This is a genomic window from Actinotalea lenta (assembly GCF_030586465.1).
GTDB classification, from domain to species: domain Bacteria; phylum Actinomycetota; class Actinomycetes; order Actinomycetales; family Cellulomonadaceae; genus Actinotalea; species Actinotalea lenta.
In genome coordinates this window covers 423,726-443,661 of the sequence record NZ_JAUQYP010000001.1, presented here as the reverse complement: position 1 = coordinate 443,661, position 19,936 = coordinate 423,726, and the positions used below count along the sequence as shown (strand labels likewise).

Sequence of the window (19,936 nt, the reverse complement as noted above, 5' to 3'; positions counted from 1 at the left end):
GGAGGGAGGCCCCATGTCCGCGCGCTACGCCTACCTCGGCCCGGCCGGAACCTTCACCGAGGCGGCCCTGCGTCAGGTGGCAGCGCCCGACGAGGCCACGTACCTGCCCCAGGTCGACGTCGTCGCTGCGATCGAGGCGGTGCGCACCGGATCGGCCGACTACGCGGTCGTCGCGATCGAGAACTCCGTCGAGGGTGGTGTCACGGCCGTCCTCGACGCCCTCGCGGTCGGTGACCCCCTCGTGGTGCTGCGCGAGATGCTCGTCCCGGTGACCTTCACGCTCGCCGCGCGGCCCGGCACCGCGTTGGCCGACGTACGCCGCATCTCGGCCCACCCGCACGCCTGGGCGCAGTGCCGGCACTGGCTGGCCGATCACCTGCCCGGCGTGGTGCACGTCCCGGCGACCTCGAACACCGCACCCGCGGCGCTGCTCGCCGGCGAGCGCACCGACCTCGGGTTCGACGCCGCGCTGGTGCCGCCCCCCGCGGTGCAGCACTACGGCCTGGCGGTGGTGGCGGAGCACGTCTCCGACAACGAGAGCGCGGTGACCCGCTTCGTGCTGGTCGGCCGGCCCGGGAGGCTCCCGGAGCCGACCGGCGCGGACAAGACGACGCTCGTGGTGCACCTACCCTCGAACCAGGCGGGTGCCCTCCTGGAGATGCTCGAGCAGTTCTCCACGCGCGGCGTCAACCTGTCCCGCATCGAGTCCCGGCCGATCGGCGACTCGTTGGGCCGCTACTCGTTCTCGATCGACGCCGAGGGCCACCTGGCCGACGAGCGGATGGCGGAGGCGCTCATGGGCCTGCACCGGGTGTGCCCGCACGTGCGGTTCCTGGGCTCGTACCCGCGGGTCGACGCGCCGTACGGCGACGTCCGGCCAGGGACGTCGGACGCGGACTTCCGCGACGCGCGGGCGTGGGTCACCGCGCTGCGCGAGGCCTCGGCCACCTGAGCCCCGCTCCTCGTACCCGGCTCAGGGCACGCGGACCCGCAGCGCTCGGTGGTCCACGCGCGCCTCGAGCTCGAACGCGGAGCCGACGATGTCGCCGTCCACCTGCACCTGCTGGGAGTCCCGGCTGCGCACCCGCACGACGTGGGCGCGCGCGTGGTCGATGTGGCCGATCGACGCGGGCAGCTCGGCGCGGACGCCGAAGCGTTGCACGACGACCTCCCCGAACAGCTGCGTCCAGCCGAGCAGGCCGGCGCGGGTGTCGATCGCCCCCACGTCCAGCCAGCCGTCGTCCAGGACGGCGTCGGGCAGCAGCGTGATGCCGCCCGGCAGCCGACCGCAGTTGCCGATCAGCAGGCTCCGCAGCCGCAGCGGGTACCAGTCCGCATCGTCCAGCCGGGCCTCGACCCGCATGCGCCGGGAGTGCAGGTGCCGGATGCCCGCGAAGAAGTAGGCGATCCAGCCCACCCGGGCCTTGAGGTCCTCGTCGGCGTCGGCGACCATCGCCGCGTCGAACCCGATGCCGCCGATCACCAGGAAGATGTGCCGCCGGGACGGGTCCTCCGCCTCCGGGGCGGTGGCGTCGGGCGCCGCGGCGCGCGGGTCGGACTCGGACACCGGGTCGCTGATGTCCCGCTCGTCGCGCAGCACCGTCAGCCAACCCACGTCGATGGCCCGGTCGTGACCCCCGAGCGCGACCCGCAGCTGGGCGTCCAGGTCGCTCAGCGGCAGGTCGAGGTTGCGGGCCAGCAGGTTCCCGGTGCCCTGCGGCAGGAGCGCCATCGCGGCCTCGCTGCCGGTGAGCCCTTCCGCGACCGCGCGGACCGTGCCGTCACCGCCCACGGCGACCACGACCTGGGCGCCGTCCGCCAGGGCCTGGCGGGCCTGCCCCACCCCGGGGTCGTCCGGGGTGGTCTCGTACCACAGCGGCTCGGGCAGGTACCGGTCGGCGCAGGCCTGCAGAGCGCGCTCGCGCAGCTCGGCCGCGCCCGGCTTGACGGGGTTTGCGACGAACGCGACGAGGGGACGGTCCACCCCCGCGGCGAGCACGTGCTCCGGGGCGCGCGTGCGACGCGCCAGGCCGTGCAGGTGCCGGCGGTTCTGCACGGCGATCGTCACCGCAACCAGGGCGACGAGCACGGCCAGGAGGCTCACCCAGCCCTGCCAGCTCATGGGACCACCGTAGGGCCGCGCGGCCGGTCGTGTGCGGTGAGGGCCGCCCATGAGTGGCCGCGGTCGTGCGTACGGTGGGATCCAGGATGGTCGATACCCTCTGAGGGTGATCGATCTCCAGCTGCTGCGGCACAGCCCCGACGTCGTCCGAGCCAGTCAACGCGCCCGCGGGGACGACGAGTCCGTCGTCGACCAGGTGCTCGACCTGGACTCGCGTCGGCGCGCGGCCCAGACGGAGTTCGAGCAGCTGCGCGCCGAGCAGAAGCAGGTCGGCAAGCAGGTCGCTCAGGCCTCGGGCGCGCAGAAGGACGCGGTGCTGGCCCGCGCCAAGGAGCTGTCGGCGCAGGTCAAGGCGCGCGAGGCCGAAGCCGCCGCGCTCGCGGGCGAGCTCGACGAGCTGCTCATGACGATCGGCAACGTCATCGTCGACGGTGTCCCGGCGGGTGGTGAGGAGGACTACGTCGTCCTCAAGACCGTCGGGACCCCGCAGGACCTGGTCGCCGAGCTGGGCCGCGACCCCCGTGACCACCTGGAGCTGGGTGAGGGCCTGGGTGCGATCGACACCGAGCGTGGCGCGAAGGTGTCGGGTGCTCGCTTCTACTACCTCACGGGCATCGGAGCGCGCCTCGAGCTGGCCCTCCTCAACGCCGCCATGGACACCGCGATCGCGCACGGCTTCACGCCCATGATCACCCCGACCCTGGTCAAGCCCGAGGTCATGCGCGGCACCGGGTTCCTGGGCAAGCACTCCGACGAGGTCTACCACCTGCCCACCGACGACCTGTACCTGGTCGGCACCTCCGAGGTCGCGCTCGCCGGGTATCACGAGGGGGAGATCGTCGACCTGTCGAACGGACCGCTGCGCTACGCAGGGTGGTCGGCCTGCTACCGGCGGGAGGCCGGCTCCTACGGCAAGGACACCCGCGGGATCATCCGGGTGCACCAGTTCCACAAGGTCGAGATGTTCGTCTACACGACCCCCGAGGACGCCGAGGCGGAGCACGCCCGGCTGCTCGCCGCCGAGGAAGAGATGCTCGCCAAGGTCGAGCTGCCGTACCGGGTCATCGACACCGCGGCCGGCGACCTGGGGTCGAGCGCGGCGCGCAAGTACGACTGCGAGGCCTGGTTGCCGAGCCAGCAGCGATACCTGGAGCTCACCTCGACGTCGAACACCACGACGTTCCAGGCACGTCGGCTCGGCATCCGGGAGCGTACCGAGAACGGGACCCGGGTGGTCGCGACCCTGAACGGCACGATGGCGACGACCCGCTGGATCGTGGCGATCCTGGAGAACCATCAGCAGCCGGACGGGTCGGTGCGGGTCCCGGAGGCCTTGCGGCCCTACCTCGGTGGTCTCGAGGTCCTCGCCCCCGCGTCGCCGTGACCGCCGACGGCGCCTGGCTGGTGGCGCTGGACCTCGACGGGACGGTCCTGGACTACCAGGAGCGGCTCTCCGCGGCCGTGGTCGACGCGGTGTCCGCGACCCGCGCAGCGGGCCACCACGTCGTGCTGGCCACCGGACGCTCGGTGACCGCCACCCTGCCCGTCGCACGGGCGCTCGGGATCAGCCAGGGGTGGGCGGTGTGCTCCAACGGGTCGCTGACCATCCGGATGGATCCTGCGCTCAAGCTCGGGTACGAGGTCGTCGAGATGGTGACCTTCGACCCCGGGCCGGCGATCCGCCTGCTGCACGCGCACCTGCCCGACGCGCTGTTCGCGGTGGAGGAGATCGGCGTCGGGTTCCGGATGAACAAGCCGTTCCCGCCCGGGGAGCTGCACGGTGACCACACCATCGTGGGTATCGAGGACCTGGCCGCGGAGCACGTGACCCGGCTGGTGGTGCGCAGCCCGGAGCACACGCCCGACGAGTTCCACGCCCTGGTGGCCCAGGTCGGCCTGCACGACGTCACGTACGCGATCGGTTGGACGGCGTGGATGGACGTCGCGCCGGAGGGCGTGACGAAGGCCAGCGCCCTGGAGCTGCTGCGGGACCGGCTGGGCGTCGGCGGCCGGACGGTCGCCGTGGGGGACGGCAGCAACGACGTCGACATGCTCCGCTGGGCCACCCGGGGGATCGCGATGGGCCACGCCGCCCCCGACGTCCGGGCCGCGGCCGACGAGGTCACCGGCGCCGTCGACGCGGACGGTGTGGTCGCTGCGCTGGAGTCCTTGCCGGGCCGCTCCTGACCGCATCCCAGGTCACGCACCCGGCCCTGCCCGGGCCGGTCGGGCACCAGGGTCGGGTGCGCGCCGCATCGCTGCAGGTGGCTGGCATGACAGCGCTTGCCGCGCAGACCGGTTCCCGTGGCAGACTGTCTGACCATGGCGGCGGGCATCGATGACGTGGCGCGTGCAGCGGGCGTCTCGACGGCGACGGTGAGCCGGGCGCTGCGGGACCTGCCCAACGTCAGTGCGAAGACCCGGGAACGGGTGCGTGCCGTGGCCACCGAGCTGGGGTACGTCGCGTCGCCCAGCGCGGCGAGCCTGGCGTCCGGACGGACCCGGGCGATCGGCCTCATCAGCCCGTGGGTCAACCGCTGGTTCTTCGCCAACATCATCGACGGCGCCGAGCGCGCGCTGCGAGCGCGCGGGTACGACGTGCTGCTGTACACCTTCGACATCCAGCGCTCCGGGGAGCGACCGCGGATCGACCCCGACGTGCTGCGCCGCCGGGTGGACGGGATCCTGGTGGTCGGTCTCCCGCTGGCCCGCGACGAGCTCGAGGCCCTGCAGGGGTTGGGCTACCCGCTGGTCTGCATCGGCTGGGGCGGGTCGGAGGAGGCGACGGTCCGACTGGACGACCGGGTGATCGGGCTCGAGGCCGTCCGGTACCTGATCCGGCTCGGCCACCGGGTGATCGGGCACGTCACGGGCACGCCGGACGACGTCCACCCGTGGTCCCCACCGGCCGACCGGGCCACCGGCTGGCGGGAGGCGATGACCGAGGCCGGTCTCGAACCCGACGCCGGCCTGATGGAGAGCGGCGGGTTCGAGGTGTCCGGTGGTCGCGCGTCCGTCAAGGCGCTGCTCGCCCGGCACCCGGACCTCACGGCGGTCTTCGCCGCATCCGACGAGATGGCCATGGGTGCCATCCTCGGGCTGCGGGACCTGGGCCTGCGGGTTCCCGAGGACGTCTCCGTGATGGGTGTGGACGGGCACGAGCTCGGCGAGCTCGTGGGCCTGACCACGATGTCGCAGCCGGTCGACGAGCAGGGCTGGGCCGCTGCGGAGCTCGTGCTCGACATGATCAACGGGAAGACCCCGCCCCGACGGGTGGTGTTCCCGGCCCGCCTGGTGGAGCGGACCTCCACCGCTGCGCCGCGTGGGGTCGCGTCCTAGGCTCGCGCGGTGCGTACCTCCCCTGCCGTTCCGCCCCCGGCGCTGTTCGCGCTGTCCGGGCTGAGCATGTACCTGGGGTCGGCGTTCGCCGTGCGACTGTTCGCCCAGGTGCCGGCGGCGTCGGTCGCGTGGTGGCGGGTCGCGGTGGCCGCGGTGGTCCTGCTCGCGTGGCGACGCCCGTGGCGACGCCGCTGGAGCGCCCGCGAGCTCGGCCTCATGGGCGCGTTCGGGACGACGCTGGCGCTGATGAACACGTTCTTCTACCTGGCGATCGACCGGCTGCCGATGGGTACCGCAGTCGCGGTGGAGTTCACCGGCCCGGTGGTGGTCGCCGCGGTGGCCGGGGGTCGACGCGAGCGCCTCGGGATCCTGCTGGCCGCGCCCGGGGTCGCGCTGCTGGCGGGGGTCACGCTCCAGGTCGGCGGGTCGCAGGCGGTGCCGGGCCTGCTCGCGATCGGGGCCGCCGCCACGTGCTGGGCCGGCTACATCCTGCTGGGCCGGCGCGTCGCGCACGCCGGCGACGGCGTCACCCGGCTCGGGGTCGGGATGGCCGCGGGAGCGCTCGTGCTGGCACCCGTGCTGGCGCCGCCGGGCGCCCCGGTGCTGGGCTCCGCGCCGCTGCTCGGCGCGGTGCTGGGGATCGCGGTGCTCTCCTCGGTCGTGCCCTACGGGATCGAGCAGGTGGTGCTGCGCTCCGTGAGCGCCGCCACGTTCGCCGTGCTGCTCGCCACCCTGCCGGCGATGGCCGTGGTGATCGGCGCCGTGGTGCTCGGCCAGTGGCCGCACCCGGCCGAGGTCGTCGGCCTGGTGGCGGTGTCCGCAGCGATCGCTCTCACCTCACGGCGTCCGGTGCCAGAGGAGGGCACGCCGGCCTGAGCCCCGCGGTGCCCCGGGGCCGGACGCGCTCAGGGCACGAGCACCAGGCTGCCGAACACCTCGCCCGAGGCGAGCCGGCGGTGCGCGTGGGCGGCCTCGGCCAGTGGGACGCGGTCGTGCACCACCGGGCGCACCTGGCCGGACTCCACGAGCGGCCAGACGTGCTCGGCGACCCCGGCGACGATCTCCGCCTTCTGCGTGCGCGGGCGCGAGCGCAGGGTGGTGGCCAGCACCGTGAGCCGTCGGGACAGCAGCAACCCCAGGTCGAGCTCGGCCCGGCTGCCCTGCTGCAGCCCGATGATCGCGAGCCTGCCCTCGACGGCGAGGCAGGAGAGATTGGTCGCCAGGCTCCCCGCTCCCAGGACGTCCAGGATCACGTCGACCCCGTCGGGCGCGACCCGGTGGACCTCTGAGGCCAGGTCCGCCGAGCGGTGGTCGATGGCGAGCTCCGCACCGAGCTCGGCGCACCGGGCGGTGCGGTCCGGGCCTCCGGCCGTCGTCGCGACGTGCACGCCCATCGCGGTGGCGAGCTGGATCGCCACCGTCCCGATCCCGCCCGAGCCGCCGTGCACCAGGAGCCACTCGCCCGCCGTGAGCCGTGCCGCGCCGAGGGTCGACCACAGCGTGCAGACCGCTTCGGGCAGGGCGGCGGCGTCGACGAGGGGCACGCCGTGCGGAGCGGGCAGCACCTGGGCGTCGGGCACCAGCACCCGGGTCGCGTAGCCGCCGCCCTCGACCAGCGCGACCACCTCGTCGCCCACCTGCCAGCGTGATCCGGGGCCGACGGCGCTCACCGTGCCGGAGACCTCCAGGCCGGGCCAGGAGGGTGCGCCCGGGGGCGGAGGGTAGCTGCCGGCGACCTGGAGCAGGTCCGCACGGTTGACCCCGGCGGCCGCGACGTCGACGATCACCTCGCGTGCTCCGGGCTCCGGATCGGGCTTGGGGACAAGGGCCCAGGTGTCGTGGGAGGGCGTGTCAGGATTGACGACCAGCATGACCTGAGTCTTTCAGGTGGGTGAAAAAGGGGCGATCCGGCGAGTCGGCCGTATCCCGATGCACGAACGGGCTAATGGTCGGCGCGGGGGTGGCCGATGTGTGAACGACAGTGAGGTTGAGGCGACCTCGCTGAGTACGCCACCGTGCTCGGCGCTCGCGTCGAGCAGCTAGGAGACGCAATGTTTCGCAGGTTCGGCATCCGAGGCAAGATCCTCGCCGCCCTGTCGGTGCCCGTGCTCGTGCTGTTCGTCCTCGCCGGCGCGCTGTCCTTCCAGGCGGTCAACGAGGCCCGTACGGCGAGGGCGTCGAAGGACCTGGTCGACACGCTGGCGCTGTCCCGCCAGCTGACCTCCGCGCTGCAGGACGAGCGGGCCCTGTCCGACAGGCTCTTCGGCCCCAGCAAGGGCACCGTGCGGCCCGGGCAGCTGGAGTCCCAGCGCAAGACCACCGACGCCGCCATCAAGCGCCTCTCGACGTCGATCGACGCGCTCGACAAGGAGGCGTTGGACAGCGCGGTGGGGGGTGCGCTCGAGACGGTCTCCTCGCAGCTCGGCATCCTGGACAGCGCCCGAAGCCTGGTGGACGCCGGTCAGGTCGCCCTGACCACGGTCGACAACACCTACGCGAGCCTCCTGCACGCGATCGCCTCACTGCCCAAGACGGTCGCCGAGGCGATCGGTGACCGGCCCCTGGCCAAGATCATCAGCACCAACGCGGACGTCTCCCTGCTCATCGAGGGATACCGGCACGAGCTCGTCCTCGGTCAGGAGGTGCTGGCCGGTGAGCGGTCGGCCGCCCTCGAGCAGTCCTTGCTCTCCCTGATGTCGTCCGACGACGACCTGCGCCTCGAGCTCAGCGCCGAGCTGTACGACTTCAACCTCGAGCACCCGGTGACCGAGGTCGCGCTGGCGACCGAACCGCAGTCGTACGGGGCGATGCGGACCGCCGTGACCCCGATGAAGGACTCGGTGCTGAACGACCTGCAGCCGAGCACGTGGGCCAGCGCGGCCTACAAGGAGATCGGCCTGATCACCCCGGCCCAGGTCGAGCTCGACGGCCGCGCGACGGCGCGGGCGGACACGGTGTCCGCCGACGCGCAGCGCCAGGCGATCCTGACCGTCGTCCTGGCGTCCGGTGCGGTGCTGCTGTCCGTGATCATCGCCCTGGCGATCGCGCGCTCGATCGCCCTGCCCGTGCGGCGTCTGACGGCCGCGGCGGCCTCCGTGCGTGACCGGCTGCCGTCCCTCGTCGAGCAGGCGGCCGTGCCGGGCCAGACGCCGGACCTGTCCATCGCGGAGATCCCGGTCACCAGTCACGACGAGGTGGGCCGGCTTGCGGACGCGTTCAACGACGTGAACTCCACGACGTTGCGCATCGCGCAGGAGCAGGCCGCCCTGCGTGGCTCGATCGCCGAGATGTTCGTCAACGTCGCGCGCCGCGACCAGGTGCTCCTCAACCGGCAGCTGACCTTCATCGACGCCCTCGAGCGGTCGGAGGAGGACCCTGCGACCCTCGCGGACCTGTTCCGGCTGGACCACCTCGCGACCCGGATGCGCCGCAACGCGGAGTCGCTGCTGGTCCTTGCAGGCATCGACACCGGTCGCAAGCTGCGCGAGACGCTGCTCCTCTCCGACGTGATCCGTACCGCGTCCTCGGAGATCGAGCACTACGAGCGCGTCCAGATCGACCTCCCGGTCGACCCGCGGATGCTCGGTCACACGTCACTGCCCGCCGCGCACCTGCTCGCGGAGCTCCTGGAGAACGCGACGATGTTCTCCGAGCCCGGCTCGCCGGTGCACGTCTCCACCGGTCGTGACGACACCCACGTGCTGATCGCCGTGGTCGACCAGGGCCTCGGCATGACCGACGCCGAGCGGGCGGAGGCGCAGGCGAAGATCGAGTCGACGTCTGCGAGCGACGTGCTCGGCGCTCAGCGCCTCGGTCTGTTCGTGGTGGGCCGGATCGCGGCGCGCCTCGGCGCCAAGGTCACGCTGGAGGCCGGCCCGAACGACCGTGGCACGCGTGCCGTGGTCCGGCTCCCGCTCGCGCTGTTCGTCGATGTCGCGGACCTGCCGATGCACCAGCCCGCCCAGCCTGAGACGGCGTCGGAGCCGGAGCCGGCCACCCCGACGGCCGAGCCCGAGGAGGCGCGGCCCGTGGACCTCGCCGCGCTGACGGACGGCGCGACCGGACGTGGCCTGCCCCGGCGCCGCACCGTGCGGGGCGCGGACTCCGCCGCCGAGGCACCGAGCGAGCGGCCCGTCTCTCCGACGATCCCCGCCGCTCCGGCGGCCGACGCCCTCACCGGTGCGGCGGCTTCGGGCGGCGAGAGCGCATGGACCCCCGTCGTCGAGGAGCGTTACGCGCCGCTCGCACAGCGCCGTGTCGCACGCGGCGCGCACGTCGCGGGGGAGGCGACCGCCCCCGTCGTCGAACCGGCTCCGCCGGTCGCGCCGGGCGAGCTGCCGTCCCGGCGCCCGGGTGGGGCCGCCGTTCCGCCACCGCCCGTGCCGGCCGCCCCGGCGGCCGGTGCCACGGCGGATCCCGCCGACGCAGCCAAGCCGTCCTCGCCGCAGGATCGTGCGTCGATGTTCTCCGGCTTCCGGTCCCGGCGCGCGGAGATGGTCGCTGCGAGCCTGCACGTGGAGAGCCACCCCGAGCCCGAGGTCCCGGCCGAGTCCGACGACGCGCCCGAGCCCGAGGCTCCGGCGCTCGAGCAGGACCAGGACCAGGAGGACCGCTTCGTCATACCGCTGCTCGAGCCGGACGAGGACGACTACCCGCCGTCCGCCAGTGAGCAGCGTGCCTGGGCGCAGGCCTCGGGCCTGACGGGCCCCGACGCCCAGGACTGGGCCTCCGACACGGGCTGGCCGCCGGCACCCCAGCAGGACACCTGGGCCCCGGACGACGGCCTCTCCTGGCCGCCCGCCGTCCAGGAGGAGTCCTGGACGCCCGCGCAGCAGGACGAGGACTCCGTGTGGCTGCCGGGCAGCGACCAGGAGGTGTGGGCTCCCGCCTTCGACGAGGACCAGCCCAGCGGAGAGCCACCGGTCCCGGCTGCCGAGCCGGCCTTCGCCGACCCGGTGCCCGAGCCCGCCGGTGCACCGCTCGACGGCGCGTCCGAGCCCCCGCAGGTCACCGACCAGTTCGCCGCCGTCCCCCCCGCCGAGCCGGCCACCGACGTGCCGGCGTTGTCGTTGGCCCCTGCTGACGCCAGTGGCTGGACGGACCCCGCGCCCTCGGCCGACTTCACGGCACTGGTGCAGGGCGCCCCGGCGGCGTCCGAGAAGCCCAAGCGCCGCGGCCTGTTCCGGCGGCGTCCGAAGCCCGAGCCGGTCGTCCCCGCTGCACCGCCGGCCGCCGTCGACCACGCGGCCCCGACAGCCCAGGCCTGGGCCCCGGAGCCGCAGAACGCCTGGGCACCGGCCGACACGCGTCCGTCGACGGACGCGACGCAGACGTTCGCCGACCTCGCGGCCAGCGCACCGGAGCCCGCTGCGGCCCTGGAGCCGATGGCGCCCGAGCCGCAGCCGGACCAGGTCCCGTCGGAACCTGCGGCGCCACGACAGCCCGAGGAGGAGTCGCCGGCGCCGGACGTGCCGCAACGGACGTCGGCCTGGCTGCCTCAGGAGGAGCCCGAGTTCCTGCCCTCGCGGCGGCTGCCGTCGCCCGGCGAGCAGGACTGGCCCGCGGCTCGGGCCGGGCAGCCGTCCGCCGCAGCAGACGTCGCGGCCGAGGCTCCGCCCACGGACGCCGAGGACGACGCCGCCCGGCACGCCAAGCCGCTGGTGCCGTCGCAGCACGCCTACGCGACGTTCACCCCGGCCGAGGACTCCAACCCGGTGCTCGCCCAGCGTGCCGGCATCGCCCAGCAGGCCCTCGCCGAGCTGAGCCAGCTGTCGACGTACCGCCCGCAGGTGGGACCGTCGTCGGCTCCGCTGACCCGCCGCAACCCCACCCAGATCCCTCAGGCGCCGGCACTGTCCAGCCGCCGGCCTGCGGGGACGCCGCGGGACGCGAACCAGGTGCGCTCGCTCCTGGCCAGCTTCCAGTCAGGCACGAGCCGTGGCCGGGAGGCCGCCGACTCGGACGCCGCTGCCACTGAATCTGAAGTCACCCACAGGGGTCTGTGATGCAGACCCACCACCGAGGAGGAAACGTGACCACGCTGAGCGCCGAGGCCGCGAACTACGCCTGGCTCCTGGACAACTTCGTCCGCACGGTGCCAGGTGCCCGGCACACGCTGGCCGTCTCCGCCGACGGCCTCCTGATGGCGATGTCGGCCAACCTGGACCGGACCAGCGGCGACCAGCTCTCCGCGATCGTGGCGGGGTTGTCCAGCCTCACCCGGGGCGCCGCTCGCCAGCTCGAGGCCGGCGACGTCCGCCAGGCGATCGTCGAGATGGAGGACATGTTCCTCTTCCTCATGAGCGTCTCCGACGGCTCGGTGCTCTCGGTCGTCGCCGAGTCCACGTGTGATGTCGGTCTGGTCGGCTACGAGATGGCGATGCTCGTCTCGCGGACGGAGTCGGTCCTGACCCCGCAGCTCGTCTCCGAGATGCGCAACGCGCTCCCCGTCCACGGCGCGGTGCGTTCGACGGTCGGGTGAACTGACACATGTCCGATACCTCCGCCGCCGGACGCCACGCCGACGCCGACACCGAGTACGAGGCGCGCACGGTACGCCCGTACGCGGTGACCGGTGGTCGGGTACGTGCGGCTGGCAACGACCTGCCCCTGGAGGCGCTCGTCGAGATGCTGCCGGCCGCCGCCGAGGCGCGCGGCCTGCCGCCGGAGAAGCGAGCGATCCTCCAGCACGCCGGGCACACGTTCGTGAGCGTCGCCGAGCTCTCGGCGCTGCTGCGCCTACCGATCGGTGTCGTCCGCGTGCTCGTCACCGATCTGTCGGATGACGGGTATCTCCGCATCCATTCCTCCACCCCGGTCAGTGTTCACACCGGCCAGTCCCCCGCCCTGTCCCTGAGCGTGCTGGAGAGTGTTCTCAATGGCATTGCAGCCCTCTGAAGCCACGAGCGGTCCCGCGCTCGCCGAGCGGGTCGCGCCCACCGTCGTCAAGATCGTCGTCGCGGGCGGGTTCGCCGTCGGCAAGACGACGTTCATCGGCTCGATCTCCGACATCGAGCCGCTGAACACCGAAGCGGCCATGACCGAGCACTCCGTCGGCGTCGACGACGCCGGTGGTGTGACCGACCGGAAGACGACGACCACGGTCGCGATGGACTTCGGCCGGATCGCGCTCCCGGGCGACCTCTGGCTCTACCTGTTCGGCACCCCGGGGCAGGACCGGTTCCTGTTCATGTGGGACGACCTCGTGCAGGGCGCCATCGGTGCCGTCGTGCTGGTCGACACCGAGCGACTGGACCAGTGCTTCCCCGCCGTGGACTACTTCGAGAGCCGGGGCATCCCGTTCGTGGTCGCCGTGAACTGCTTCGACGGCGTGGCTCGTCACCGCCTCGAGGACGTCCGCGAAGCGCTCGCGGTGCCGGAGCACACCCCGCTGATGTACACCGATGCCCGGTCGCGCGAGGCCACCAAGCAGGCGCTCATCACGGTCGTCAAGGTCGCGATGGAGCGGCTGCGCGGCTGACCCGGCCTCGGCCCGGGACCGCGAGGTCCCACGGTCGGGGCGGGTCCGGGGTGGACCCTGCAGGCGGTCCCGTGCGACGGCGCACGGTGGAGCGCCCGACGGTCCACCCCGGTCCGGCGCCGACCCCGGCACTGCCGCAGCCCCCGGGAACCAAGGGCGGTCAGGGCGGGCGATCGTCCGGTTGTGGGCGGGCGCTGCAGGCGGTCCCGCCTGGCTAGGCTTCAGGCTCGGGACAGGCCTGAGGACGGACCGCGATGCTCATCTACGCCGACGGGGGCGCACTCGCGCGCGTCCTGGACCCGGTCGCGGAGAGCATCGCCTGGATCCGGTTCGCCGACGAGGTGGGGGAGCGACTGGCGACCTCACCGCTCGGCCTGACCGAGCTGCGCCGCATCGCCGACCCCAGGGGGCCGCGGGCGCGCGAGGTGGCGCGGGCGGTCGCCGACCGGGTGACGGTGCTGCGGTTCAGCGACCAGGCGTTGCGCACGGCCGCGATGGCGACCGGGGCGGTCGCGCCGTTCACGGCGATCCATCTGGGGATCGCCGCCGCACACCCGGACGTGGACACCGTCGCGACCTACGATGTGATGTTGGCCCGCGTGGCCGTGATCCACGGTCTGAACGTGGTGTCTCCGGGCCGACCGGACGGGTGGTGGGACGAATGATCACGGTCGACGTCGTGCGCGTGTTCTGCGACCCCCGCGGCGCGTACGGCAACCCGCTCGGGCTCGTCCGCGCTGCCGACGTGGTGGGTCGGGAGCAGGAGGTCGCGGCGCGGCTCGGGTTCAGCGAGACCGTCGTCCTGGACGAGGAGCCGAGCGAACCGGAGCGCGTGGCCCGGCTGCGGATCTTCACGCCCGCCAGGGAGCTGCCGTTCGCCGGGCACCCGACGGTGGGGGCCGCCTGGTGGCTGGATCGCCGGGGGACGCCGGCGGCGGCGCTCGATGTGCCGGCCGGGCGGGTCGAGGTCCAGGTCGTTGACGATGTGGTGCTCGTGACGGCCAGGCCGGAGTGGTCCCCCGACTTCGAGTGGCTCGAGCTCGGCAGGCCGCAGGACGTCGATGCGCTGGACCCGTCCGAGTTCACGGTGGCCCAGGTGTACGCGTGGGCGTGGGTCGACCGGGATGCGGGCACGGTGCGCTCGCGGATGTTCGCCCCGGGCCTGGGCATCACCGAGGACGAGGCGACCGGCTCGGCGGCGGTGGCCCTGACGGGTCGGCTCGGGCGGAACCTGCGGATCCGTCAGGGGCGAGGGTCGTGGCTCGAGACGCGCGTGCTGCCGGACGGGGCCGTGCAGCTCGGCGGCCGCGTCGTGGCCGGGGCCGGCGTCAGCCTCGGCTGACGAGCGTCAGCCGAGGGTGTGGCGGCGCGACGGGTGGGCGGTGCTCGTCCGCGAGGGTGACGCCCCGCCCGACGAGGACGGCGACGACAGGGGACAGGACGAACCAGACGAGCAGGCCGATCCAGATCCAGATCATCTGCGCTCCCGGGCTCGGCATTCGGCGCCGCTGACCACGTTGTCGCACGACATGATGGCACTGCCATCGTGCGCCGGGAACGGCGACACACGCGCGGCGGCCAGGTGTCGGGAGCGTGACGATACGGCGACGAGGTGGTGCGCGCCCGGTGCGCGGCGCCACGGGCGCCGGCAGGGGTGGTGCGCTGGCACAATGGCGGCTGCCCGCGAGGGCATGGAGGGCTGGCTGAGCGGCCGAAGGCGACGGTCTTGAAAACCGTTGGTGCGCCAACACGCACCCAAGGGTTCGAATCCCTTGCCCTCCGCATGCGGCGAGTGTGATCGCCGGCTCAGGGCGCGGGCCGCGCCTGGGACGGGACGTCGGCTCCCTAGCGCCCGACGAACAGGTACTCGGAGACGGCCCTGCGGGTGGCCGCCACGTGCGTCCCGAAGCTGTACGTGTGCGTGACCGGGTGCACGGTGACGTCGGACTTCACCTCGCGCAGCAGCCGCGTGATGGTCGCGGCGTCGGGGACGGCGTTCGAGGAGTACGACAGCACGATGGTCGAGTGCTGGAACCGGTCGAGCAGCCGTGTCAGTGCGTCGGTGACGGTGCGCGGGTACGCGAACGGCGTGAACCGCTTCGCGAGCTTCTTCGTCTTGGTGTGGGCCATGATCTCCTGGCCCTCCCAGTACACCGAGAGCCCCTCGAGGAAGTGGTACCGCTTGATGTAGTCGTTGTCGTCCGTCGGCGGGGTGTAGGGCGGGTCGAGGTACACCAGGTCGTACCCGGACGGGTCGACGTCGAACACGTCCCCGGTTCGCGACCGGTGCGGTTGCCCGTTGGCGAACACCACGGCGTTGTAGTCGGCCACCCGCGCCCGGAACTGCTCCTCCATCGTCATCCGCAGGTCGCGGCGGCCGTCGTCGTAGCGCTGGTCGGTGATCGTGAACACACCGCGCGGCTGCTTGCGAGCGGCGGCCAGCACGAGCGCCGAGATCGCGATCGCGCGCTTGTGGCCGGACAGCGTGGCGACGTGCGACCAGGCCGAGTCGAGGAAGGCCCGGTCGGCGGCGTCGTAGTACAGGCCGTCGAAGGTCCGGGAGATGAAGTCCCGGTCGTCGGCCGCGGGCGAGCAGATCAGGTCGACGTCCTCGGGGTTCAGCGTCGTGCCGTCGTTCACCACGGTCGCCTGGGTGATGATCGAGGGGAAGGTCAGGTAGTCGTTCGAGGTGACGGAGAACCCCTGGGACTTGAGCAGGTAGGACACGACACCGCTGCCGGAGAAGGCGTCCAGCACCGATGTGCCGCCGACCTCCTCGAAGACGGCTGCGAGCTCGCCGGTGAGCCGGTACTTGGAGCCCATGTACCGGAGGCGGGGGAACCGAGCCGTGCGGGCCAGGGCGACGGCCCGCGCGGTCGCACCCAGGTCCGCGGCGGTCGTCATGGCTCCATCCTTCCGTAACCCGAGAGGCGGGAGCTCGTCGGGGTGCCCCTCCATGGTCCGCAGGGGCGCCCCGACGTCGGAGGACGCGCCGGTCGTGCTGGCGAGGACGCGGGGCGCCGGGGTGGCCCGGGTCCTGGTTCCGCGCCGGTCGACCCGCGAGGATGGGCGGCATGTCTGACCTGCCGAGCGAGCCCGTGGACGGCGCACCCGCTGCCGACCGGGCGCGCCGCCCCGACCTGGACGACGAGCGGGCCCGGGCGGTGCTCCGCTCCGAGAACGACCTGGAGCCCGTCGAGCTGATCCGGATGTCCGGGACGGTGCTGCGGATGGGCAAGGCCATGCTGTCCACCGGTCACGGGTCGTACCGGGTGAAGGCCGCGATGGCACAGGTCGCACGGTCCCTGGGGATCGACCGGCACGAGGCGCACGTCACTCTCACGGAGATCACCGCGACCTCGCACCGCGGGCCGATCTTCCGTACCGAGGTCGCCGAGGTGCGCACGATCGGGGTGAACGCGGACCGCCTTCAGGCGCTGAGCGACCTGGCCAACGGCATGCACGCCGGCGTGACCGTCGACGAGGTCAACCGCGACCTGGACCGGATCGAGTCGAAGGCGCCGCTGTACGTCCCGGTGATCAACGCCGCGTCCGCGGGCGTGGCCTGTGGGGCGTTCGCCTTCCTCAACAACGGCGGGTGGGTCGAGATCGTCGGTGCGACGCTGGGTGCGGGGCTGGGCCAGTACTCACGCCGATGGCTGCTGCACCGGAAGGTGAACCAGTTCGGTGCGACCGTGGTCGCGGCGGCGGTCGCGTGCCTGGCCTACCTGGCGTTCGTGCTGGCCCTGGATGCCGTGGTCGTGGGCGTGGCGAGTCGGCACGAGGCCGGGTTCATCTCCTCGGTGCTGTTCCTGGTCCCCGGGTTCCCGCTGGTGACCGGAGCGCTCGACCTGGCCAAGGCCGACTTCTCCGCCGGGGTGGCGCGGGTGACGTACGGGATGACGATCCTCACGTCCGCCGCGCTGTCGGTGTGGGCGGTGACCCTCGCGACCGGCCTTGAGGCCGACCCCATTCCCCGGCCGGACCTGAGCTGGTGGCTGATGACGGTGCTCCGGCTGGTGGCCAGCTTCCTGGGGGTGCTCGGCTTCGCGCTGATGTTCAACTCTCCGGTCCGCATGGCGATGTGGGCGGCCAGCATCGGGATGGTGGCCAACGTGCTGCGCCTCGCGCTCGCCGACGGCGGCCTGGCGATCCAGGCGGCGACGATGGTCGCCACGCTCGTGGTCGCGGTGCTGGCCGCCGTGGTGGGGCCGCGGACCGGTATCCCGCGGACGGCCCTCTCGGTGCCGGCAGTGGTGATCATGGTGCCGGGAGTGGCCGCGTACCGCGCCGTGGCGTCGTTCAACAACGGCCAGGTGGAGGCGGCGCTGGCCGCCGGGAGCCAGGCCGCCTTCGTGGTGATCTGCATCGCCATGGGTCTTGCAGCGGGACGGATCCTGACGGACCGGAGCTGGGGGTTCGAGCGGTAGGCCGCCCGGGGCCCGGCCGCGCAGATTGCCCGGTCGTGGGGCTCGCGCGGGGCGTGCAGAAGCGCGGATCGGCGGGTGCGCAGGGGGCGCTCCGACGGTCCTTTGCTCCACGCTCGCGTGGCCGGGTACCCTGACCTGCAGCCCGGCGGTGGTCGGGCCTTGGAGACGTCGCATAGTCAGGTCTAGTGCGCGGCCCTGCTAAGGCCGTGAGGGGGGCAACCTCCTCCGTGGGTTCAAATCCCACCGTCTCCGCCGAGGTGTCCCCCCGAGGGCGTCGACAAGGCCGGGTCCATGGGCCCGGCCTTTCGCGTGGGCCGTCGGGCACGGGGAGGTGAGCCCGGCTGCGGTGCGCCAGGATGGTCCTCATGACAGAGCTGCTCGCGCCCGGCCCGGGCGAGGTCCTGGTCCGAGAGACGCCCGCCGGCCCGTTCACCCAGGAGGTGCGGGTCGGCCTGCACACCTGGGTCGCGGACGAGCCTCCGTCTGCCGGCGGCGACGACGCCGGTCCGGCGCCCTACGACATGCTCGGCGCGGCGCTCGGTGCGTGCATCTCCATGACGCTGCGCATGTACGTGGAGCGCAAGGGGTGGCCGGTCGAGTCCATCGCGGTGCTCATCGGGCACGAGAAGGTCAAGGTCACCACCGATGACGGCATGCCCGTGATGCGTGACCGGTTCACCTGCACGCTGACGTTCACGGGCGATCTGTCCGACGAGCAGCGCGCTCGCCTCCGAGAGATCGCTGACCGGTGCCCCGTGCACCGCACCCTTGAGCATGGCGCGTTGTTCGACACCCGGCTCGCGGGGGAGCAGTCGTCCGAGTAGTACGGCGTGCGCTGTGACGATCCGGGCACTGGCACTGGCACTGGCACTGGCACTGGCACTGGCACTGGCACTGGCACGGGTCCGGGCAAGGGCGCTGGGTGTTCGAGTGCTGGGTGTTCGGGCACTGGGTGCAGGTTCGCGGAGCCGAGGCAGCGCGGCCGCTGCTCAGAACGGCGGGTCGGCCTGGTGGCGACCGAGCTCGTCGTATGCGGTGTCGGCCCCCGGCCGGTGTCGGTACCGTCGACCGACCGGGGTGCGGACCTCGAACACGCCGGGGGAGACCTGCCGCGTGGTGAACCCGCCGTCGGTCTTGACCTGATGGTCGCGGCGGCACAGCGGGCCGAGGTTGTCGTGCGCCGTGCGGCCGTCGTCTCTGCCGAACTCGACGGTGTGGTCACGGTCGCACCCAGGCGCGGCTGCACTACAACCGGGGCGCACACACCAGCGATCGCGCGCCTGCACGTGTGCGACGAGGTCGGCCGGCGGTCGGTAGCGGGTACGACCGACGTCGAGGACGGCACCGCTCAAAGGATCGGTGACGATCCGCCGCCACGTGCTCTCCGGTTCGCCCGCGAGCTCACGTGCGGTCTCGGCGGTGATCGGGCCGTAGCCCACCAGCTCTGCGGGCGCATCGGAGTCGCCGCGGAGTGCGTCGAGGGGGACGAGCACCTGGATCAGTGAGCGCGGCGACGTGCGAGGGCGCGAGGCGGGTTCCTGCGGCAGGGGCGCCGGGCTGGCCGCGTGGCTCGGTGCGGCTGTTCGTGCGGCGTACGCCTTGTCCGCATCGGGGTCACGGGTCGGTGCCGCGCTCGCCCTCGAGGTGTCCGCGTGGGTGGCATCGCCCAGGGTGAGGTCGACGAGCAGGTCGGCGCGCAGCTGGTCCAGGGTGCGGGGGTCACCGGACGCACGGTGCGACCTGGCCAGTCGGTCGAGACCGGCGTCCATCCGGGTCGCCTCGGCGGCGGGCAGCACCGCCCACAGGCCGGCCATGCCGTCGGGCAGGAAGCGTGGCCGATCGACCCGGCGACAGGTGTGCGCCGCCTTCTCGCGGCTCCGGGCGCCGCCCGGGTCCGCCGCGATCACGGCCTTCGCCACGTCCCGGGCGAGCTGCGTGGGCGTGCGATGCGGCGCGCCCGGGAGTACGGCGTCCTGGACGTCGAGCGCCAGGCGGACGGGCTGGTCGTCGAGCGCATCGACCACGATGCGCGCCTTGGACGGGTCGATCTCGCCCCGCGCCAACGCATCGCCCGTCATCGCGAGCGCACCCTCGTAGGCGCGGCCGTCGCGGACGAGGGTGCGCGCCGTGCGCCGCGAGCACCCGAGCGCCATCGCGAGCTCCTCACCGGTGACGTCGGTGACCGAGACGTGCCCCGCCGTGGCAGGCCACTCCGGGTTCATCAGCGGCCGGTCTGCCAGCACGGCTGCGGCGCGGGCCGCCCCCGCCGTCGCCCAGCCGATCAGTCTGCGGAACCCGACCACGGCCTCCAGCAGGGCGTCATCGGTGGACCGTTCCGCGCAGCCGGACGCCAGGGCTATTGCCAACCATGGACCGGCCTCCACGCACGCGAGCTCGGCGCCACGCCACCCACCGGGCGCTTCTGGTACCTCGACCGTCTCGACACCGGTCACGTTGCTCGAACGCATGTTCGAACACTAGCTCTCGCCACTGACATCCGCGCCGCCTTCGCGCCGCGATTGGGCCGCAGGGTCTGCGGGCTGTATCCTCGGTGGCGGTCTGACG

The 19,936-nt window shown here is 73.1% G+C and carries 18 protein-coding genes and 2 tRNA genes; 15 read left to right on the top strand and 5 right to left on the bottom strand.

The genetic code is table 11. The annotated features are described in order from the left end of the window. Nucleotides 1–13: 13 nt before the first annotated feature. Nucleotides 14–952 carry a prephenate dehydratase gene (pheA, locus tag Q6348_RS02065; protein ID WP_304599669.1) on the top strand — a complete coding sequence of 313 codons (939 nt, stop codon included), beginning with the start codon at nucleotides 14–16 and terminating at the stop codon, nucleotides 950–952. Nucleotides 953–973: 21 nt separating this feature from the next. Here the strand turns inward: pheA and Q6348_RS02060 are convergent, their stop codons facing one another. Then, a complete protein-coding gene (locus Q6348_RS02060; RefSeq protein ID WP_304599668.1) occupies nucleotides 974–2,122 on the bottom strand; it encodes a diacylglycerol/lipid kinase family protein in 1,149 nt (382 codons plus the stop codon). A 106-nt stretch (nucleotides 2,123–2,228) separates the two neighbouring features. Between Q6348_RS02060 and serS the strand changes: the two genes are divergently transcribed. The 4 genes from serS (at nucleotide 2,229) to Q6348_RS02040 (ending at nucleotide 6,337) form a co-directional block, all read left to right on the top strand. After that, a complete protein-coding gene (serS, locus tag Q6348_RS02055; protein ID WP_304599667.1) occupies nucleotides 2,229–3,506 on the top strand; it encodes a serine--tRNA ligase in 1,278 nt (425 codons plus the stop codon). Then, on the top strand, nucleotides 3,503–4,309 hold the full coding sequence (locus tag Q6348_RS02050; RefSeq protein WP_304599666.1) for an HAD family hydrolase: 807 nt from the start codon (nucleotides 3,503–3,505) through the stop codon (nucleotides 4,307–4,309). Before serS ends, Q6348_RS02050 begins: the two co-directional genes overlap by 4 nt. A 117-nt stretch (nucleotides 4,310–4,426) precedes the next feature. Beyond that, on the top strand, nucleotides 4,427–5,461 hold the full coding sequence (locus Q6348_RS02045) for a LacI family DNA-binding transcriptional regulator (RefSeq protein ID WP_304599665.1): 1,035 nt from the start codon (nucleotides 4,427–4,429) through the stop codon (nucleotides 5,459–5,461). A gap of 9 nt (nucleotides 5,462–5,470) precedes the next feature. Then, nucleotides 5,471–6,337: an EamA family transporter gene (locus Q6348_RS02040; RefSeq protein ID WP_304599664.1), complete on the top strand. Its 867-nt coding sequence runs from the start codon at nucleotides 5,471–5,473 to the stop codon at nucleotides 6,335–6,337. Between the two features lie 29 nt (nucleotides 6,338–6,366). Here Q6348_RS02040 and Q6348_RS02035 read toward each other — a convergent pair whose 3' ends face one another. Then, on the bottom strand, nucleotides 6,367–7,332 hold the full coding sequence (locus Q6348_RS02035; RefSeq protein ID WP_304599663.1) for an NAD(P)H-quinone oxidoreductase: 966 nt from the start codon (nucleotides 7,330–7,332) through the stop codon (nucleotides 6,367–6,369). Nucleotides 7,333–7,512: 180 nt separating this feature from the next. On the opposite strand from Q6348_RS02035, the gene Q6348_RS02030 reads away from it, so the two are divergent. From Q6348_RS02030 to Q6348_RS02005, 6 genes are all read left to right on the top strand, one after another. Continuing rightward, nucleotides 7,513–11,466 (top strand): sensor histidine kinase, encoded by a 3,954-nt coding sequence (locus Q6348_RS02030; protein ID WP_304599662.1) that lies wholly within the window; start codon nucleotides 7,513–7,515, stop codon nucleotides 11,464–11,466. Nucleotides 11,467–11,492: 26 nt separating this feature from the next. After that, complete coding sequence (locus Q6348_RS02025) at nucleotides 11,493–11,942, top strand: roadblock/LC7 domain-containing protein (RefSeq protein ID WP_304599661.1); 450 nt, start codon at nucleotides 11,493–11,495, stop codon at nucleotides 11,940–11,942. An 8-nt stretch (nucleotides 11,943–11,950) separates the two neighbouring features. Continuing rightward, a complete protein-coding gene (locus Q6348_RS02020) occupies nucleotides 11,951–12,358 on the top strand; it encodes a DUF742 domain-containing protein (RefSeq protein WP_304599660.1) in 408 nt (135 codons plus the stop codon). Continuing rightward, nucleotides 12,339–12,941 (top strand): GTP-binding protein, encoded by a 603-nt coding sequence (locus Q6348_RS02015; RefSeq protein ID WP_304599659.1) that lies wholly within the window; start codon nucleotides 12,339–12,341, stop codon nucleotides 12,939–12,941. The genes Q6348_RS02020 and Q6348_RS02015 overlap by 20 nt, the downstream gene beginning before the upstream one ends. Nucleotides 12,942–13,195: 254 nt before the next feature. Continuing rightward, nucleotides 13,196–13,606, top strand: coding sequence for a PIN domain-containing protein (locus tag Q6348_RS02010; RefSeq protein ID WP_304599658.1), 411 nt, complete (start codon nucleotides 13,196–13,198; stop codon nucleotides 13,604–13,606). Continuing rightward, a complete protein-coding gene (locus Q6348_RS02005) occupies nucleotides 13,603–14,283 on the top strand; it encodes a PhzF family phenazine biosynthesis protein (protein ID WP_304599657.1) in 681 nt (226 codons plus the stop codon). Before Q6348_RS02010 ends, Q6348_RS02005 begins: the two co-directional genes overlap by 4 nt. Here the strand turns inward: Q6348_RS02005 and Q6348_RS02000 are convergent. After that, nucleotides 14,270–14,419: a hypothetical protein gene (locus Q6348_RS02000; RefSeq protein ID WP_304599656.1), complete on the bottom strand. Its 150-nt coding sequence runs from the start codon at nucleotides 14,417–14,419 to the stop codon at nucleotides 14,270–14,272. The genes Q6348_RS02005 and Q6348_RS02000 overlap by 14 nt on opposite strands. 215 nt (nucleotides 14,420–14,634) lie before the next feature. Between Q6348_RS02000 and Q6348_RS01995 the strand changes: the two genes are divergently transcribed. Continuing rightward, nucleotides 14,635–14,723: transfer RNA gene (locus Q6348_RS01995), tRNA-Ser, on the top strand. A 63-nt stretch (nucleotides 14,724–14,786) separates the two neighbouring features. On the opposite strand, the gene Q6348_RS01990 is transcribed toward Q6348_RS01995, so the two are convergent. Continuing rightward, on the bottom strand, nucleotides 14,787–15,845 hold the full coding sequence (locus tag Q6348_RS01990) for a DNA adenine methylase (protein WP_304599655.1): 1,059 nt from the start codon (nucleotides 15,843–15,845) through the stop codon (nucleotides 14,787–14,789). 170 nt (nucleotides 15,846–16,015) lie between these two features. Here Q6348_RS01990 and Q6348_RS01985 point away from each other — a divergent pair, with 170 nt between their 5' ends. From Q6348_RS01985 to Q6348_RS01975, 3 genes are all read left to right on the top strand, one after another. Next, nucleotides 16,016–17,371, top strand: coding sequence for a threonine/serine exporter family protein (locus Q6348_RS01985; protein ID WP_304599654.1), 1,356 nt, complete (start codon nucleotides 16,016–16,018; stop codon nucleotides 17,369–17,371). A 161-nt stretch (nucleotides 17,372–17,532) separates the two neighbouring features. Continuing rightward, a tRNA-Ser gene (locus Q6348_RS01980) sits at nucleotides 17,533–17,623 on the top strand. Nucleotides 17,624–17,736: 113 nt separating this feature from the next. Beyond that, nucleotides 17,737–18,195: an OsmC family protein gene (locus Q6348_RS01975; RefSeq protein ID WP_304599653.1), complete on the top strand. Its 459-nt coding sequence runs from the start codon at nucleotides 17,737–17,739 to the stop codon at nucleotides 18,193–18,195. 165 nt (nucleotides 18,196–18,360) lie between these two features. Here the strand turns inward: Q6348_RS01975 and Q6348_RS01970 are convergent, their stop codons facing one another. Next, nucleotides 18,361–19,839 (bottom strand): HNH endonuclease signature motif containing protein, encoded by a 1,479-nt coding sequence (locus Q6348_RS01970; RefSeq protein ID WP_304599652.1) that lies wholly within the window; start codon nucleotides 19,837–19,839, stop codon nucleotides 18,361–18,363. Nucleotides 19,840–19,936: the final 97 nt, after the last annotated feature.

Coding starts and splice junctions, on each gene's coding strand:
- pheA (WP_304599669.1), top strand. CDS start 14: ATGTCCGCGCGCTACGCCTACCTCGGCCCGGCCGGAACCTTCACCGAG.
- Q6348_RS02060 (WP_304599668.1), bottom strand. CDS start 2,122: ATGAGCTGGCAGGGCTGGGTGAGCCTCCTGGCCGTGCTCGTCGCCCTG.
- Q6348_RS02035 (WP_304599663.1), bottom strand. CDS start 7,332: ATGCTGGTCGTCAATCCTGACACGCCCTCCCACGACACCTGGGCCCTT.
- Q6348_RS02030 (WP_304599662.1), top strand. CDS start 7,513: ATGTTTCGCAGGTTCGGCATCCGAGGCAAGATCCTCGCCGCCCTGTCG.
- Q6348_RS02020 (WP_304599660.1), top strand. CDS start 11,951: ATGTCCGATACCTCCGCCGCCGGACGCCACGCCGACGCCGACACCGAG.
- Q6348_RS02015 (WP_304599659.1), top strand. CDS start 12,339: ATGGCATTGCAGCCCTCTGAAGCCACGAGCGGTCCCGCGCTCGCCGAG.
- Q6348_RS02010 (WP_304599658.1), top strand. CDS start 13,196: ATGCTCATCTACGCCGACGGGGGCGCACTCGCGCGCGTCCTGGACCCG.
- Q6348_RS02005 (WP_304599657.1), top strand. CDS start 13,603: ATGATCACGGTCGACGTCGTGCGCGTGTTCTGCGACCCCCGCGGCGCG.
- Q6348_RS02000 (WP_304599656.1), bottom strand. CDS start 14,419: ATGATCTGGATCTGGATCGGCCTGCTCGTCTGGTTCGTCCTGTCCCCT.
- Q6348_RS01990 (WP_304599655.1), bottom strand. CDS start 15,845: ATGACGACCGCCGCGGACCTGGGTGCGACCGCGCGGGCCGTCGCCCTG.
- Q6348_RS01985 (WP_304599654.1), top strand. CDS start 16,016: ATGTCTGACCTGCCGAGCGAGCCCGTGGACGGCGCACCCGCTGCCGAC.
- Q6348_RS01975 (WP_304599653.1), top strand. CDS start 17,737: ATGACAGAGCTGCTCGCGCCCGGCCCGGGCGAGGTCCTGGTCCGAGAG.
- Q6348_RS01970 (WP_304599652.1), bottom strand. CDS start 19,839: ATGCGTTCGAGCAACGTGACCGGTGTCGAGACGGTCGAGGTACCAGAA.